Below are 14693 nucleotides of genomic sequence, written 5' to 3'. Positions count from 1 at the left end.
GATCACGACCATGATGGTGGGGGCCATAGAGGACGCGAATGCCGACTTTTTCCCAAAGCCTTGAACAATCCCTGCATCGTGCACTGGCGATCGCAAACGAGCGTCATCACCAATACGCGACGCTCGAGCATCTGTTGCTCTCCCTGATCGACGACTCCGATGCAGCCGCCGTCATGCGCGCCTGTAGTGTCGATCTCGACAAGCTCCGCACGAGCCTGGTTAATTATCTTGAGACCGAGTTCGAGAATCTGGTCACCGATGGCGCCGACGACGCCAAGCCGACCGCCGGCTTCCAGCGCGTGATCCAGCGCGCCGTGATTCACGTGCAATCCTCCGGTCGTGAAGAGGTGACCGGTGCCAACGTGCTGATCGCGATCTTCGCCGAGCGCGAGAGCCACGCCGCGTATTTCCTGCAGGAGCAGGACATGACGCGCTATGACGCGGTCAACTACATCAGCCACGGCATTGCCAAGCGGCCTGGCGTCTCCGAGGCGCGGCCAGTACGCGGCGTCGACGAGGAGACCGAGACCAAGGGCGCCGAGGACGCCAAGAAGAAGGGCGAGGCGCTCGAGACCTATTGCGTCAACCTCAATAAGAAGGCGCGCGACGGCAAGATCGATCCGGTGATCGGACGCAATTCCGAAATCAACCGTGCGATCCAGGTGCTGTGCCGCCGGCAGAAGAACAACCCGCTGTTCGTCGGCGAAGCCGGTGTCGGCAAGACCGCGATCGCGGAGGGCCTCGCCAAGCGCATCGTCGACAGCGAGGTGCCGGAAGTTCTGGCGGCTGCCACGGTGTTCTCGCTCGACATGGGCACACTGCTCGCGGGCACGCGCTATCGCGGCGACTTCGAAGAGCGCCTGAAGCAAGTGCTGAAGGAGCTCGAGGCGCATCCCAACGCCATCCTGTTCATCGACGAGATCCACACCGTGATCGGTGCGGGCGCGACGTCGGGCGGGGCGATGGATGCCTCGAACCTGCTCAAGCCCGCGCTGGCCTCGGGCACCATCCGCTGCATGGGCTCGACCACCTACAAGGAATACCGCCAGCACTTCGAGAAGGACCGCGCGCTGGTGCGGCGCTTCCAGAAGATCGACATCAACGAACCGACGGTCGAGGACGCCATTGCGATCCTCAAGGGACTGAAGCCGTACTTCGAGGACTATCACCGGCTGAAGTACACCAACGAGGCGATCGAGGCCGCGGTGCAGCTCTCCTCGCGCTACATCCACGACCGCAAGCTGCCGGACAAGGCGATCGACGTGATCGACGAGTCGGGCGCGGCGCAGATGCTGGTCGCCGAGAACAAGCGCAAGAAGACCATCGGCATCAAGGAGATCGAGACCACGATCGCCTCGATGGCGCGGATCCCGCCGAAGAGCGTGTCGAAGGACGATGCCGAGGTGCTGAAGCATCTCGAGCAGACGCTGAAGCGCACCGTGTTCGGTCAGGACAAGGCGATCGAGTCGCTTGCGGCATCGATCAAGCTGGCGCGCGCCGGCTTGCGCGAGCCGGAGAAGCCGATCGGCTGCTACCTGTTCTCGGGTCCGACCGGCGTCGGCAAGACCGAGGTTGCAAAGCAGCTCGCGGCAAGCCTCGGCGTCGAGCTGTTACGCTTCGACATGTCCGAGTACATGGAGCGGCACACCGTATCTCGCCTGATCGGCGCGCCTCCCGGCTATGTCGGCTTCGACCAGGGCGGCCTGCTCACCGACGGCGTCGACCAGCATCCACATTGCGTGGTGCTGCTCGACGAAATCGAGAAGGCGCATCCCGATCTCTACAACGTGCTGCTGCAGATCATGGATCACGGCCGGCTCACCGACCACAACGGCAAGCAGGTCAATTTCCGCAACGTCATCCTGATCATGACCACGAACGCGGGTGCGTCCGATCTCGCCAAGCAGGCGTTCGGCTTCACGCGCTCCAAGCGGGAAGGCGACGACCACGAGGCGATCAACCGGCAGTTCGCGCCGGAATTCCGCAACCGTCTCGATGCCGTCGTCTCGTTCGGCCATCTCAGTGTCGAGGTGATCGGCACCGTGGTCGAGAAGTTCGTGCTTCAGCTCGAAGCCCAGCTCGGCGACCGCGACGTCACCATCGAGCTGTCCGAGCCGGCCAAGGCCTGGCTGGTCAAGCACGGTTACGACGAGCAGATGGGCGCACGTCCCATGGCCCGCGTCATCCAGGAGCACATCAAGAAGCCGTTGGCCGACGAGGTGCTGTTCGGCAAGCTGAAGGGCGGCGGCCACGTCCGCGTCATCCTGGTCAAGGACGAGGCTGACGAGACCAAGGACAAGATCGGCTTCGAATTCGTCGAGGGGCCGGTCACGCCGAAGCAGGAGAAGCTCCCGGGCACCCGCAAGCGCCCGCCGGGCAAGTCCAAGCCGGGCGGCCCCGGCGGCTCGAAGGGGCCGACGTCCAAGGGCCCGCTGGTCAAGGCTTGATCGGCACGCCATGAATCGAAAAGGCCGGCTGAAAAGCCGGCCTTTTTGTTTGTGAGGTTGTGCGTGACCTCTTACGTCCCGGCTTCGGGCGCGGCCGCTGGCGGACGCGGCTTCTTCGGCGCGGCCGGCCGTGCGCGAACCGACGGCTGCATCGTGACGATGACCGGATTGGGCTTGTGATCGGTGGCCGCCCCCGTTGCGGCGTCGACTCCCATCCCGACGACGCCGCCGAGCAAGAGGTTGCCGGCGAAGCCGGTGGCCCCGGTGCCTGAAACCTCCTTGGTGAGCTGCACCGTCTGGGATTGATAGCCTTCCTTCTCGAAGGTGATCGTGATGTCGGCGTTACGCTTGGCGACGATGGCGCAGGGTGTGGTGCAGGTGGTGGGCACTTCGAGCCCGGAGACCATGGCTTCCACGCCTGACGGTGTCGATGAGATGCTGATATTTTCGGTCGTGCCGCGTGTCACAGACGCGCAACCGCCCAGCATGACGCTGAGCGCCACAATTCCCAATAATCGCATGAAATGCCCCTTAATTCCCCACGCCAATCAAGCGCAACCGGAGCGCGAGGGCAATAGGTCATTGGTCCGGATAGTTAAGCCACGCAGGGGTTGTGCACGGGAATGCCCGGTACCTGGACGTGGGGCTCTGTCAGTCGCCCCGCAGGCGCTGATCGTCCTGGACGCGGACGTGTTCGGCGCCGCGCGCGCCGGCCGGGGACAGCCGCAACATGCTCAGCACCGCGCCGCAGAGTGCAAACCCGACGCCCACGAGCAGTGCCAGCCTGGTCCCCTCAACGGGATACCGTCCGAGCAACAGCGCCACCAGCGCAGCGCCGGTGGTCTGGCCGAGCAGGCGCGCCGTGCCCAACATGCCGCTGGCGCCGCCGGCGCGCTCGCGCGGGGCGGCTGCGATCATGGTGCGGTTGTTGGGGGTCTGGAACAGACCGAAGCCGGCGCCGGCCAGCGCCATGCGCCAGATCACGTCGAGCGCCGTAGGCGCTCCCGGCAGGAAGGCGAGCGCGGCAAGGCCGCAGGCGAACAGTGTGAGGCCGATGCCGCCGAGCAGGCCGGCCGGATAACGCTCGACCAGGCGGCCGGCGAGGGGCGCCGCGAACGCCACCGCGATCGGCCATGGCGTGATCAGGAGGCCCATATGGACCGCCGAATAGCCGAAGCGGCTCTGGAGGTAGAAAGGGATCGCGACGAAGGCCAGCATCTGTCCGCAGAACGAGGCGATCGAAGTCGCAATCGACAGCGCGAAGACGGGGATGCGCAGCAGGTCGACCGGCAGCAGCGGCGAGGTCATGTGGGTTTCGCGCCAGATCAGCAGCGCGCCTGCGACGAGAGCGATGGCGAACTGCACGAGGCAGGTGATGGCGGCCTCGCCATGACCGACGCTGTCGACGGCTGCGATCCCGACGCCGAAGGTGATCGCTGAAAGCCCCGCGCTCTGCCAGTCGAACGAATGGCTGGCGGGCTTTGTGTGCGGCAGGCTGCGCAGGCCCAGCAGCAGCGTCACCGCCCCGAGCGGCACGTTGATGGCGAACAGCCACGGCCAGCTTCCGACCGCCAGGATGCCTGCGGCGAGGGTCGGGCCGATGGCGGCCGAGAAGGCGACGACGAGCGCGTTGAGCCCGATGCCGCGGCCGAGCTGGCTGCGCGGGTAAGTGAAGCGCACCAGCGCTGCGTTGACGCTCATGATGCCGGCCGCGCCAAAGCCCTGGATGATGCGCGCGATGGTGAGCAGCGGCAGCGTGTTTGCCAGCGCGCAGAAGGCGGATGCCAGCGTGAACAGCACCAGCCCGACCAGATAGACGCGGCGATAGCCGACGATCTCGCCGAGCGAAGCCAGCGGCAGCAGCGAGATCGTGATCGCGAGCTGGTAGCCGTTGACGATCCAGATCGAGAAGGCTGGACTTGCGTCGAGGTCGGCCGCGATCGTCGGCAGGGCGACATTGGCGATGGCGCTGTCGACCACCGCCATGATGATGCCCAGCGCAATGGTCAGCACCGCCTGGTTGCGCTGCGGCTGCGGCAGGCCGTCGGCATGCTCGATGGGGGCGGACGACATGATGGAGGCGCGCTTGATTCGAGCCGTGTTTCATCTCCGAATAGGAAATTGCCGGATTGACGGCAACCCGTCAGGCTTTCCGCAGTTCCCCCAACGGAAGCACTCGTGGCGGCTCGGCAAACACAAAGGTTCTTGCGCTAGACCGCCGGCGGATTGCGGTCGGTAAAGGTCGTGCGCTGATGCCAGTAGGGATAGGGCAGCGTCACCTTGCTCGCGGCGTCGAGCTTGGCGATCTGGTCCGTGGTCAGCGACCAGCCGACGGCGCCGAGGTTTTCGCGCAGCTGCGTCTCGTTGCGCGCGCCGATGATCAGCGTCGATACGGTCGGGCGCTGCAGCAGCCAGTTCAGCGCGATCTGCGACACGCTCTTTCCGGTTTCCTTCGCGACCTCGTCGATGGCATCGACGACACGATAGACGTGCTCGTCCGGCACCGGCGGGCCGAAATCGGCGGTCTTGGGCAGGCGGCTCACCTCGGGCTTCGGCTGCCCTCGGCGGATCTTGCCGGTGAGGCGTCCCCATCCGAGCGGCGACCAGACCACGGCACCTAGCCCCTGGTCGAGGCCGAGCGGCATCAACTCCCATTCGTAATCGCGCCCGATCAGCGAATAATAGGTCTGGTTGGCCACGTAGCGCGGAAAACCGTGCTTGTCGGCGACGGCGAGCGACTTCATCAGATGCCAGCCGGAAAAATTCGAAACGCCGACATAGCGGATCTTGCCGGCGCGCACGAGCGTATCGAGGGTCGCGAGCACCTCCTCGGGCGGAGTGAAGGCGTCGAAGCCGTGGAGCTGGAACAGATCGATGTAGTCGGTGCCGAGCCGGCTCAGCGAACCGTCGATGGCTGCGAGCAGATGCTGCCGTGACGAGCCGATGTCGTTGGGGCCGTCGCCGAAGCGAAACGTGGCCTTGGTCGAGACCAGCACCTTGTCGCGGCGGCCCTTGATGGCCTCGCCGAGAACGCGTTCGGACTCGCCGAGCGAATAGACGTCCGCAGTGTCGAACATCGACACGCCGGCCTCGAGGCAGATGTCCAGCAGGCGCCGCGCCTCGGTCGCGTCGGTCGTGCCCCACGCGGCAAGGCGGCCGACGCCGCCGAAGGTGCCGGTGCCAAGGCTCAAAGCGGGCACCATGAGGCCTGACCGGCCCAAGCGTCGGTATTCCATCGATATGCTCCTCGGCAGGCCGCTGATTGATCGTTGTCGCCGTGGCGCTGAGGTTAGCGCAAGCGGACGCCGTGTCCTATCACGCGCTCACATACCGGCCTTGCTCGGACGCCCTAATCGTGCCGAAGCATGTCGTCGAACGCGGCATCAACGATGTGCGGGCCGACAATCTTCGCCGAAAGTTTCGCCTCGTCCCTTGCCTGGGATGGGAGAGCGCAGCCGAGCTCTCGATTGCGCGTCTGCTGCGGCAGGAGAGTCAAACCCCATCCCACCACGACCAGCACCGCGAGACGGATCGCGATGACGCTCAGTAACAGCTCCGTTCCGCTGATCGTGGTCTGAGTCCTCATGCGTGGCAGCCTGATCCACGCCGCAACGCAAGACAATCTGGAATTGGCGAGCGTTGCCTTCGGCCAGGACGAAGGCTTGTGAAGATGGCTGCTCAGTGCCGCAGCTGGCTCTGCCTGAAATCGCGCGGCGACATCCCGAAGTGCTCGCGGAAGACGCGGCCGAAATGCGAGAGGTCGTTAAAACCCCAGGCGAAGGCGATCTCGCTGATGTGGCGATGGACGAGCATGGGCGAGGCGAGGTCGCGACGGCACTGCGCAAGGCGTTCGGCGAGGACGTAACGTTGGAACGAGGTCTCCTCGTCGGCGAGAAGGTCGTTCACGTAGCGCGGCGAAATGCCGAGCGCAGCCGCGGCCTCCGGCAATGAAAGGTCGGGGTCGGCGAGGTGCGCGCGCACATGGGCCTTGAGCCGGTAGATCAGCGCGGAGCGGTGGGTCGAGGATGGCAGCGACGTCTTGCCGAGCCGCTCGCTCAGCGCCATCGCGAGCAGGTCGACGGCCTGTTCGGACAGAACGGCGGCGTTGCCAGGGGCGAGCCGGTCGGCACTCTGGCAAAGCCGGAAGATGAAATCATAGGCGAGCCGCTCGAGCGGTGCCTCAGGGCCGAACGACATCGCGGTCAGCGTCTCCGTGCCGCCGAGCCGGCGCTGCAACATCTCGCGCGGCACCTTGAAGATGGTCTGCGTGAAAGCGTCGTTGAACTTCAGCTCATAGGGGCGCGTGGTGTCGTAGAGCGCGAACTCGCCGGGATGAACCACGGTCTCGCGGCCGTCCTGCACCACGCCGCCGTCGCCGCGATGGCCGAGCGCCACCAGGACGAAATCCTGATCCGAGCGCGCGATGCGGGACGGCGTGCGGAACACATGCTGGCGATCGGAGCAAACCTCGGAGCAGACGGCCTTGCCGAGCGGGATTTGCGTCACCGAGCCGCGAAAGGCGCTGCCGAGATCGGACTTGCAGTCGAGCCCGACGAAGACGTCGCAGACGATGTCCTGCCAGAGGGCGAGCCGCCGGTAGCCCGGGCTGCCGTCCGTCGTGAACTGGATTGGCATCGGCAGGCCTCCCTTTCACATCCAGCGAAATCGCATGTTGGCGCAGATCCAGCCCGATCCGAGGCAAATCCCGTACCGGTCCGAAATCCCGGCCGGTCGAGTTTTTGTTCCGCCGCGGTCGAGCGGCCGGTTGCCCGCTTTGGCCCAATAGACTGCATCGGAGATGGCTTCCGATCAACCGGCAATGGAGGCGGCAATGGGCATCGAACATCCGAAATACAAGGTGGCGGTGGTGCAGGCGGCGCCGGCCTGGCTCGATCTCGACGCCTCCATCGACAAGTCGATCGCGCTGATCCGGGAGGCCGCGGAGAAGGGCGCCAGGCTGATCGCCTTTCCGGAGGCCTTCATCCCCGGTTACCCCTGGCACATCTGGATGGACTCGCCGGCCTGGGCAATCGGCCGCGGCTTCGTGCAGCGCTATTTCGACAACTCGCTGTCCTATGACAGTCCGCAGGCCGAGCGCTTGCGCGATGCCGTACGCAAGGCCAGGCTCACCGCCGTGATCGGCCTGTCCGAACGCGACGGCGGCAGCCTCTATCTGGCGCAATGGCTGATCGGGCCCGATGGCGAGACCATCGCCAAGCGCCGCAAGCTGCGGCCGACCCATGCCGAGCGTACCGTCTACGGCGAGGGCGACGGCAGCGATCTCGCCGTGCATGCGAGGGCCGACATCGGCCGTCTCGGCGCGCTGTGCTGCTGGGAGCATCTTCAGCCGCTATCGAAATACGCGATGTACGCCCAGAACGAGCAGGTGCATGTCGCGGCCTGGCCGAGCTTCTCGCTCTACGATCCCTTCGCGCCCGCGCTTGGCGCCGAGGTCAACAACGCCGCTTCGCGCGTCTATGCGGTGGAGGGCTCCTGCTTCGTGCTCGCGCCTTGCGCGACGGTTTCGCAGGTGATGATCGATGAGCTCTGCGACCGGCCGGACAAGCATGCGCTGCTGCATGCCGGCGGCGGCTTTGCCGCGATCTACGGTCCCGACGGCAGCCAGATCGGCGAGAAGCTCGCGCCGGATCAGGAGGGGTTATTGATCGCTGAGATCGACCTCGGCGCCATCGGTGTTGCCAAGAACGCGGCAGATCCGGCCGGGCATTATTCGCGGCCCGACGTGACGCGGCTGCTCCTGAACAAGAAGCGGTACCAACGCGTCGAGCAATTTGCGTTGCCGGTGGACACCGTCGAGCCCACCGACATTGCCGCGGCGGCGAGCTGATCATCGAGATCGAGAGGAGGGTACGATCATGGAATCTGCAATTCCTCAGCATCTCGAGACTCAGCGCACGCGCCACAAGCGCGTGCCTGATGATTACCAGCCGCCTTACCCGTCGTTCGTTGCGCGCTACAAGCCGACCGTGAGCCGCGTCGTGATGGCCTATTTCGGTGTGCAGTATCGTGGCACGGCGCCGGCTGCCGCAACGGAGGCGCTCCTTGAGATCGCGGAGCGCTTTTCGGCCGAAAGCGGGCCTTTGCATTGGGATCGCGCGCGCTATGTCGACCAGGTCGGCCATGAGACCATCGTCTCGGTCGCCTATTGGGACGACATTGCGCGCTTCGATGCCTGGCTCGAACCGGCACGCGCGGCATGGACCGGGAGGCAGCGCGAGGGCGTCGGCACCTTCATCGAGGTGCTGCGTCCCATTGTGGCGCGGCACGAGACGCTGTTCTCCTCGCCCGACCGGACCGAGGGTGTCGCGGCCATTGCCGGCGGCATGAGCGGCGAGGTGCAGGAGCACGCTTATTGCGGCGGCATGCGCGACCGTATCCCGCTGTCGCAAACCGACGCGATGACACCCGGCGGCGCGCCGGAACTGGTCCGCGACGGCGCGCGGCTGCGCGTGAGGGCGCACGATAATCTCTGCCTGATCCGTTCCGGGCAGGATTGGAGCGATACCGAGGCATCCGAGCGAAAGCTCTATCTCGATGACGTCGAGCCAGTGCTGCGCGAAGGCATGGATTTCCTGCGCGACGAGGGTCTTGCTATTGGCTGCTATGCCAACCGTTACATGCAGGTGCTCCAGGCCGATGGCAGCGTGAGCGAAAAGTCCTACGGCCAGAGCTGGTGGAAGAGCCTGGCGGCGCTCGAACGCTGGGCGGAGTCGCATCCGACCCATGTCCGGATCTTTGGTGCCGCGATGAAGTATCTGTCGACGCTCGGGCCGTCCGCCAAGCTGCGGCTCTATCACGAGGTTACGGTGGCGGCCGCAGACGAGCAGTTCTTCGAATATCTGAACTGCCATCCCAAGACGGGAATGCTTCCGGCGGTCGAGATGGTTAGCGCCTAGGCCACGCAGTGGCCGATCAGCTCGGAATGCGCGGCGCAGATGTGATGCGCGCCGGCGTCCCTGAGCTCGGTCTCGCTGCCATAGCCATAGAGCACGCCGATCGCGGTCATGCCGTTGGTGCGGGCGCCGATCACGTCGTGGCTGCGGTCGCCGATCATGATGGCGCTGCTCGCGTCGACCTTGGTCTCGTCGAGCGCGTAGCGCAGCAGGTCGCGCGTGTCGACGCGGGTGCCGTCGAGCTCGGAGCCGAACACGCGCTCGAAGTAGGGTTTCAGGCCGAAATGATCGACGATCCGGGTGGCGTAGACCGCGGGCTTGCTGGTCGCCACGAACATGCGCGGCGTCGTCGCGGCCACCGCGGCGAGCGTGTCGTGGATGCCCTGGTAGAGCGCATTCTCGAACAGGCCGACCTCGGAAAACCGCTCGCGGTAGAGTAGCAGCGCCCGGTCAGCAAGTTCGTCGGTTCCGACGAGCCTCTTCAGGCTGGCATGCAGCGGCGGCCCAATGCACCAGGTCAGCTCGTCCTGGCTCGGGACCGGCTGGTCGAGTTTTTTCAGGGCATACTGGATCGAACCGGTGATCCCGGGCTTTGGATCGGTGAGTGTGCCGTCGAGATCAAAATAGATTGTCCGCATTTTGGCCGGGCTCAGCGTTGATTGTTCGGGCCGTTGCTAGTTGCCTTGGGGCCAGAGTTCAAGGGCTTGGAGCGAAATGCAGCTTGGTGGGGTCCAGAAGCTGATCTGGCAGTTGCTCGTGGCAGCGTTCGTCTGCACGCCGGCGCCGGCCGAGGACGCACCGGTTCCTCCCACGCAGCTCGGCCCCGAAGCCCCCGCAAAACCGTCGCCATCGCCCGAGTCGGCGCGCGACAGCGACACGCGGGAGTCGATCTGCCTGATCATCGAGGCCGCCGCGCGCGACGCCAATCTCCCGCTGGAATTCTTCGCCCGGGTGATCTGGCAGGAAAGCCGCTTCCAGGCCGACGCGGTAGGCCCGACGACACGCAGCGGCGAGCACGCACAGGGGATCGCGCAGTTCATGCCGGGCACCGCGAGCGAGCGCGGGCTGCTCAATCCCTTCAATCCGGTGCAGGCATTGCCGAAGTCGGCAGAGCTCTTGAACGAGCTACGCAACCAGTTCGGCAATCTCGGCCTCGCGGCCGCTGCCTACAACGCGGGTCCGCGGCGGGTGCAAGAATGGCTCGCCGGCACCGGCGGCATGCCGGAGCAGACCCGCAACTATGTCTTGGCCATCACCGGCACGAGCGTCGATGCCTGGGCCAAGGCAGGAGCGACCGGCAAGGGCCCGCCGAGCGCGCCACCGACGAGCTGCCGCGATTTGATGGCGCTGCTCAAGCGCGCGCCGAACGCTTTCGTCGCCGAGCTCGAGCAGCATGTCGAGCTTGCGGCCGCAAAGGCCTGGGGCGTGCAGCTCGCCGCCGGCTTCGATCGCAACAGGGCACTGGCGATGTACTCCCGCGCCGTCACGCGGCTCGGTGCCGCGATCGGCGAGCGTGATCCGAGCCTGCTGAGTTCGGTGATGCGCAGCCGCGGCACGCGCGCCTTCTACCAGGTACGCATCGGCGCCGACACGCGCAGCGAGGCGGATGATCTCTGTAACCGGATCAGAAAGGCCGGCGGGGCGTGCTTCGTGCTGAAGAACAGAGGTGTGAGCGGATAGCGCCTCTCGTCATTCCGGGGCGCGGCTTTTGGGCGCGAGCCCGGAATGACAACGGTGGGTGTGTCGCGCATGCCAGCCCCGCCGCGTGTTTCCTTGACGCGAGCCGCCGTCTCACCCGTTATGCGGGCACGATTCCGCAACCCGGCCAAAAAACTCCGTGGCGCTTCCTCCGCTCGATTCACCGCAATGGAATAGTCCCTGGCGTGCCTTCGGCTGGGGGCTGCGCTCGATCACGCAGACGATCCTCACCATCGTGCTGTTCGTGACCTATCTCGGCATCGGCGCGCTGGCCCATGACACCCATTTCAGCCTGGTCTGGGCGCTCGCCTCGACGCTGTTCGTCTGGGCGGGGCCGGCACAGATCATCCTGATCACCACGCTGGGCTCCGGCGCCACCGTTATTCAGTCTGCGATTGCAGTCACCGTCAGCGCCATCAGGCTGTTCCCGATGGTTGTCTCGGTGCTGCCGCTGATGCGCACGCCGACGACGAAACGGCGCGAGCTGGTCTTTGCCGCGCATCTCACCGCGGTGACGCTGTGGGTCGAATGCCACCGCTTCCTGCCGCAGGTGCCGCGTGAGCGGCGCATCGCCTTCGTTCACGGGCTCGGCTGTGGCCTCGTCTCGGTGTGCCTGGTCGCCAACACCGTCGGCTATTTCCTCGCCGCTAATCTAACGCAGACTCTTGGCGCGGCGATCCTGCTGCTGACGCCGCTGTCCTTCCTGTTCTCGACTGCGCGCAACAGCCGCGAAGTGGCCGATGTCGTCGCGCTGGTGCTGGGCATCTTGCTGTATCCGCTGGCCGCGAAGATGAACTCCGGCGTCGATATCCTGGTCAGCGGGGTGGTGGCCGGCACGATCGCCTATGGCGTGCATTGGTGGCGCGAGGTGCGCGCATGAGCTTTGCGCAAGCGATCGGCGACTGGCACGCGCTGGTGGTGCTGTTCGTCGCCGGCGTCATTCCCAACCAGATATGGCGCATGCTGGGACTGTGGTTCGGCGGCGGAATCGACGAAGGCTCCGAGCTGCTGGTCTGGGTGAGGGCGGTCGCCACCGCCATCCTCGCCGGCGTCATCGCCCAGATCGTGGTCGAGCCGCCGGGGGCGCTCGCCAGCGTGCCTGACGCGCTGCGCTATGGCGCGGTGGCCGCCGGCCTCGTCGTGTTCCTGCTGACCCGCCGCTCGATCTTTGCGGGCGTGGTGACCGGCGAAGTCTTCATGCTGGCCGGCAAGTGGTGGTTGGGCTAAAACGCTGCCCAACAGCGAGGAATTGGAAATATGGTTCGTAAAAACGAGCTCCGCGAGGGCGAGGTCGCCATCGATTTGCCGCCCGCGCAGGATGCCGGCCTGGTCTTCATTGGCCGCATTCGCACGCCCTGGACTTCGCGGATGGAGACGCCGCGGCAGGGGCGTCAGGACGGCCCGATCTGCCGGCTCGAGATCTTCGAGCCGTTCGTGCCGGCCATCAAGGGCGTCGATTTCTACAGCAATCTCGAAGTGCTCTATTGGCTCGACAAGTCGCGCCGCGACATCATCCTGCAGAGCCCGAAGAACAACGAGAAGACCCGCGGCACCTTCTCGCTGCGCTCGCCGGTGCGGCCCAATCCGATCGGAACATCGATCGTGAAGCTGGTCGGCATCGAGGGCAACGCGATCCTGGTGCGCGGCCTCGACTGCCTCGACAACACCCCGCTGATCGACATCAAGCCCGACCGCTGCGAGTTCACGCCATTGGCGGCGCCGCAGCCGGGGGATTTCGAGACGGAGTGATCTGTCATTCCGGGGCGCGCCGAAGGCGTGAGCCCGGAATCCATCAGGGGTCAGAGTCGGTGATGAAATGGATTCCGGGCTCGCGCCAAGGGGCGCGCCCCGGAATGACATCAACCCTTCAACGTCGCGATCAGTCTCGCCGCGTGCTCTTCCAATACCTTTGCGTCTTCCTTGCGGCTGGCGGGCGGGAGCATCGCCACGCCGTCATGGCGCGGCATCACGTGCATATGCAGGTGAAACACCACCTGTCCGCCGGCGGGCTCGTTGAATTGCTGGATGGTGATGCCGTCGGCCTTGAACGCCTTCATTGCAGCCGCCGCGATCTTGTGGGCGCCGCGGGCGACATGGGCGTAATCGTCAGGCTTGATGTCGAGGATGTTGCGGGCAGGGGCCTTCGGGATCACCAGCGTGTGGCCGGGAACGCGCGGCATGATGTCGAGGAACGCAAAGACGTGCTCGTCCTCGTAGACCTTGGAGCAGGGCAGCTCGCCGCGCAGGATCTTTGCGAAGATGTTGTTGGTGTCGTAGGCGGTCATGACGGCTCCCTAGAGATTTTGCGCTTACTGTCACCAGCCGCGGCAAACCGTCAAGGCGCCTCGTCGGCGCCTTTCCGGAACGGGCCGAGCTCGGCAAGCTCCCGTCCGGCCTCGGCGACATAGGCGCGCTCGCGCTTGAGGTAATCATCGATGGCGCGGCGCAGGCCGGGATCGGCGATGAAGTGCGCGGAATGGGTGGTGCGCGGCAGGTAGCCGCGCGCGATCTTGTGCTCGCCTTGCGCGCCGGCCTCGACATGGGTGAGGCCGCGTTTGATCGCGAAATCGATTGCCTGATAATAGCAGACTTCGAAATGCAGGAACGGATGATGTTCGACCGCGCCCCAGTTGCGGCCGAACAGCGTGTCCGAGCCGATGAAGTTGATCGCGCCCGCGATCCAGCGATTGTTGCGGCGGACCATCACCAGCAGCACGTCCTCGCTCATGGTCTCCCCGATCAGCGAGAAGAACTCGCGCGTCAGATAGGGACGGCCCCATTTGCGTGAGCCGGTCTCCATGTAGAATGCGAAGAAGGCGTCCCAGGCGTCCTCGGTGATGTCTTTTCCCGTCAGCCAGTGGATGGTGATGCCGGCGGGCAGCGCATCGCGCCGCTCGCGCTTGATCGATTTGCGGTGGCGCGAGTTCAGCGTCGCCAGGAATTCGTCGAAGCTCGCAAAGCCCTCATTGTGCCAGTGGAACTGCTGGTCGGTACGCTGCAGGAAGCCGTGCTCGGCGAGCAGCTTCCACTCGGCCTCTCGTGCGAAGGTGACGTGGACGGAGGAGGCCTTGCTGACGCCGCACAGCGCCACCAGCCCGCTCGCCAGTGCGTCCATGATGCGCTCGTGATCGACGCCGTCGCGAACCAGCAGCCGCGGGCCTGTGGCAGGGGTGAAGGGAACCGAGACCTGGAGCTTCGGATAGTAGCGCCCGCCGGCGCGCTCATAGGCGTCCGCCCAACCGCGATCAAAGACGTACTCGCCTTGCGAATGCGATTTCAGATAGCAGGGCACGACACCGGCGACGCGGCCGTCGACCTTGGCCACGAGATGCCGCGGTCCCCAGCCGGTGCGGATTGTCGCCGAACCCGATTTCTCAACGGCCGAGAGAAAGGCGTGTGAGACGAACGGGTTATAGGCAGGTTTTGAGAGGCCGAGGGAATCGCCTGGAAGTCCGGATGAAGTTCCCGTGCCAAGCCCGCTGCATTTGCCGGGATTGGCACAGGCGTCCCAGTCCTCCGGGGATACCTCGCCAATCGAAGGTACGGCCTCGAGCGTGATTTCGGATGATGCCATCGTTGCCCAAGATCGTGCATTGCAGCAGTGACTTCAAGGGGCGGGAACACAGCTCTCGTG

15 protein-coding genes are annotated in these 14693 nt (G+C 65.4%); 7 read left to right on the top strand and 8 right to left on the bottom strand.

Annotated elements, in window-relative coordinates; genetic code table 11:
• The first annotated feature begins 38 nt into the window (after positions 1-38).
• Complete coding sequence (gene clpA, locus RAD04_RS17345) at positions 39-2447, top strand: ATP-dependent Clp protease ATP-binding subunit ClpA (protein ID WP_461624715.1); 2409 nt, start codon at positions 39-41, stop codon at positions 2445-2447.
• A gap of 71 nt (positions 2448-2518) precedes the next feature.
• Here clpA and RAD04_RS17340 read toward each other — a convergent pair whose 3' ends face one another.
• The 5 genes from RAD04_RS17340 to RAD04_RS17320 all read right to left on the bottom strand — a co-directional run bounded on the left by RAD04_RS17340 (position 2519) and on the right by RAD04_RS17320 (position 7082).
• Positions 2519-2968, bottom strand: coding sequence for a PEGA domain-containing protein (locus RAD04_RS17340; RefSeq protein WP_461624714.1), 450 nt, complete (start codon positions 2966-2968; stop codon positions 2519-2521).
• Positions 2969-3098: 130 nt separating this feature from the next.
• Positions 3099-4520 (bottom strand): MFS transporter, encoded by a 1422-nt coding sequence (locus tag RAD04_RS17335; protein WP_461624713.1) that lies wholly within the window; start codon positions 4518-4520, stop codon positions 3099-3101.
• Between the two features lie 137 nt (positions 4521-4657).
• Positions 4658-5683: an aldo/keto reductase gene (locus RAD04_RS17330; RefSeq protein ID WP_461624712.1), complete on the bottom strand. Its 1026-nt coding sequence runs from the start codon at positions 5681-5683 to the stop codon at positions 4658-4660.
• Between the two features lie 113 nt (positions 5684-5796).
• Entirely contained in the window at positions 5797-6033 is a 237-nt protein-coding gene (locus tag RAD04_RS17325) for a hypothetical protein (protein ID WP_461624711.1), read from the bottom strand.
• A 92-nt stretch (positions 6034-6125) separates the two neighbouring features.
• Entirely contained in the window at positions 6126-7082 is a 957-nt protein-coding gene (locus tag RAD04_RS17320; protein ID WP_461624710.1) for an AraC-like ligand-binding domain-containing protein, read from the bottom strand.
• A gap of 196 nt (positions 7083-7278) precedes the next feature.
• On the opposite strand from RAD04_RS17320, the gene RAD04_RS17315 reads away from it, so the two are divergent.
• Positions 7279-8295, top strand: coding sequence for a carbon-nitrogen hydrolase family protein (locus RAD04_RS17315; RefSeq protein WP_461624709.1), 1017 nt, complete (start codon positions 7279-7281; stop codon positions 8293-8295).
• Positions 8296-8323: 28 nt separating this feature from the next.
• Positions 8324-9364 carry a phenylacetaldoxime dehydratase family protein gene (locus RAD04_RS17310; RefSeq protein WP_461624708.1) on the top strand — a complete coding sequence of 347 codons (1041 nt, stop codon included), beginning with the start codon at positions 8324-8326 and terminating at the stop codon, positions 9362-9364.
• Here the strand turns inward: RAD04_RS17310 and RAD04_RS17305 are convergent.
• Positions 9361-9999: an HAD family hydrolase gene (locus RAD04_RS17305; RefSeq protein ID WP_461624707.1), complete on the bottom strand. Its 639-nt coding sequence runs from the start codon at positions 9997-9999 to the stop codon at positions 9361-9363. The genes RAD04_RS17310 and RAD04_RS17305 overlap by 4 nt on opposite strands.
• Positions 10000-10075: 76 nt before the next feature.
• Here RAD04_RS17305 and RAD04_RS17300 point away from each other — a divergent pair, with 76 nt between their 5' ends.
• The 4 genes from RAD04_RS17300 to tsaA all read left to right on the top strand — a co-directional run bounded on the left by RAD04_RS17300 (position 10076) and on the right by tsaA (position 12808).
• On the top strand, positions 10076-11041 hold the full coding sequence (locus tag RAD04_RS17300) for a lytic transglycosylase domain-containing protein (RefSeq protein ID WP_461624706.1): 966 nt from the start codon (positions 10076-10078) through the stop codon (positions 11039-11041).
• 157 nt (positions 11042-11198) lie between these two features.
• On the top strand, positions 11199-11939 hold the full coding sequence (locus RAD04_RS17295) for an AzlC family ABC transporter permease (RefSeq protein ID WP_461620569.1): 741 nt from the start codon (positions 11199-11201) through the stop codon (positions 11937-11939).
• Positions 11936-12286, top strand: a complete 351-nt coding sequence (locus tag RAD04_RS17290) for an AzlD domain-containing protein (RefSeq protein WP_461624705.1) — start codon at positions 11936-11938, stop codon at positions 12284-12286. The genes RAD04_RS17295 and RAD04_RS17290 overlap by 4 nt, the downstream gene beginning before the upstream one ends.
• Before the next feature lie 30 nt (positions 12287-12316).
• Positions 12317-12808 (top strand): tRNA (N6-threonylcarbamoyladenosine(37)-N6)-methyltransferase TrmO, encoded by a 492-nt coding sequence (gene tsaA / locus RAD04_RS17285; protein WP_461624704.1) that lies wholly within the window; start codon positions 12317-12319, stop codon positions 12806-12808.
• Positions 12809-12918: 110 nt separating this feature from the next.
• On the opposite strand, the gene RAD04_RS17280 is transcribed toward tsaA, so the two are convergent.
• The gene (locus RAD04_RS17280; RefSeq protein WP_461624703.1) at positions 12919-13344 is read right to left on the bottom strand and encodes an HIT domain-containing protein; all 426 of its coding nucleotides are present in this window, start codon (positions 13342-13344) and stop codon (positions 12919-12921) included.
• Positions 13345-13394: 50 nt separating this feature from the next.
• Positions 13395-14633 (bottom strand): GNAT family N-acetyltransferase, encoded by a 1239-nt coding sequence (locus RAD04_RS17275; protein ID WP_461624702.1) that lies wholly within the window; start codon positions 14631-14633, stop codon positions 13395-13397.
• Positions 14634-14693 lie beyond the last annotated feature (60 nt).

This window comes from Bradyrhizobium sp. 25ACV, from assembly GCF_054863005.1.
The sequence above is the reverse complement of the archived record's forward strand: the minus strand, read 5'-3'. Positions and strand labels throughout refer to the sequence as shown.

What these genes read in the sequence shown, in the direction of transcription:
- clpA (WP_461624715.1), top strand. Translation starts at nt 39, where the DNA reads ATGCCGACTTTTTCCCAAAGCCTTGAACAATCCCTGCATCGTGCACTG.
- RAD04_RS17340 (WP_461624714.1), bottom strand. Translation starts at nt 2,968, where the DNA reads ATGCGATTATTGGGAATTGTGGCGCTCAGCGTCATGCTGGGCGGTTGC.
- RAD04_RS17335 (WP_461624713.1), bottom strand. Translation starts at nt 4,520, where the DNA reads ATGTCGTCCGCCCCCATCGAGCATGCCGACGGCCTGCCGCAGCCGCAG.
- RAD04_RS17330 (WP_461624712.1), bottom strand. Translation starts at nt 5,683, where the DNA reads ATGGAATACCGACGCTTGGGCCGGTCAGGCCTCATGGTGCCCGCTTTG.
- RAD04_RS17325 (WP_461624711.1), bottom strand. Translation starts at nt 6,033, where the DNA reads ATGAGGACTCAGACCACGATCAGCGGAACGGAGCTGTTACTGAGCGTC.
- RAD04_RS17320 (WP_461624710.1), bottom strand. Translation starts at nt 7,082, where the DNA reads ATGCCAATCCAGTTCACGACGGACGGCAGCCCGGGCTACCGGCGGCTC.
- RAD04_RS17315 (WP_461624709.1), top strand. Translation starts at nt 7,279, where the DNA reads ATGGGCATCGAACATCCGAAATACAAGGTGGCGGTGGTGCAGGCGGCG.
- RAD04_RS17310 (WP_461624708.1), top strand. Translation starts at nt 8,324, where the DNA reads ATGGAATCTGCAATTCCTCAGCATCTCGAGACTCAGCGCACGCGCCAC.
- RAD04_RS17305 (WP_461624707.1), bottom strand. Translation starts at nt 9,999, where the DNA reads ATGCGGACAATCTATTTTGATCTCGACGGCACACTCACCGATCCAAAG.
- RAD04_RS17300 (WP_461624706.1), top strand. Translation starts at nt 10,076, where the DNA reads ATGCAGCTTGGTGGGGTCCAGAAGCTGATCTGGCAGTTGCTCGTGGCA.
- RAD04_RS17290 (WP_461624705.1), top strand. Translation starts at nt 11,936, where the DNA reads ATGAGCTTTGCGCAAGCGATCGGCGACTGGCACGCGCTGGTGGTGCTG.
- tsaA (WP_461624704.1), top strand. Translation starts at nt 12,317, where the DNA reads ATGGTTCGTAAAAACGAGCTCCGCGAGGGCGAGGTCGCCATCGATTTG.
- RAD04_RS17280 (WP_461624703.1), bottom strand. Translation starts at nt 13,344, where the DNA reads ATGACCGCCTACGACACCAACAACATCTTCGCAAAGATCCTGCGCGGC.
- RAD04_RS17275 (WP_461624702.1), bottom strand. Translation starts at nt 14,633, where the DNA reads ATGGCATCATCCGAAATCACGCTCGAGGCCGTACCTTCGATTGGCGAG.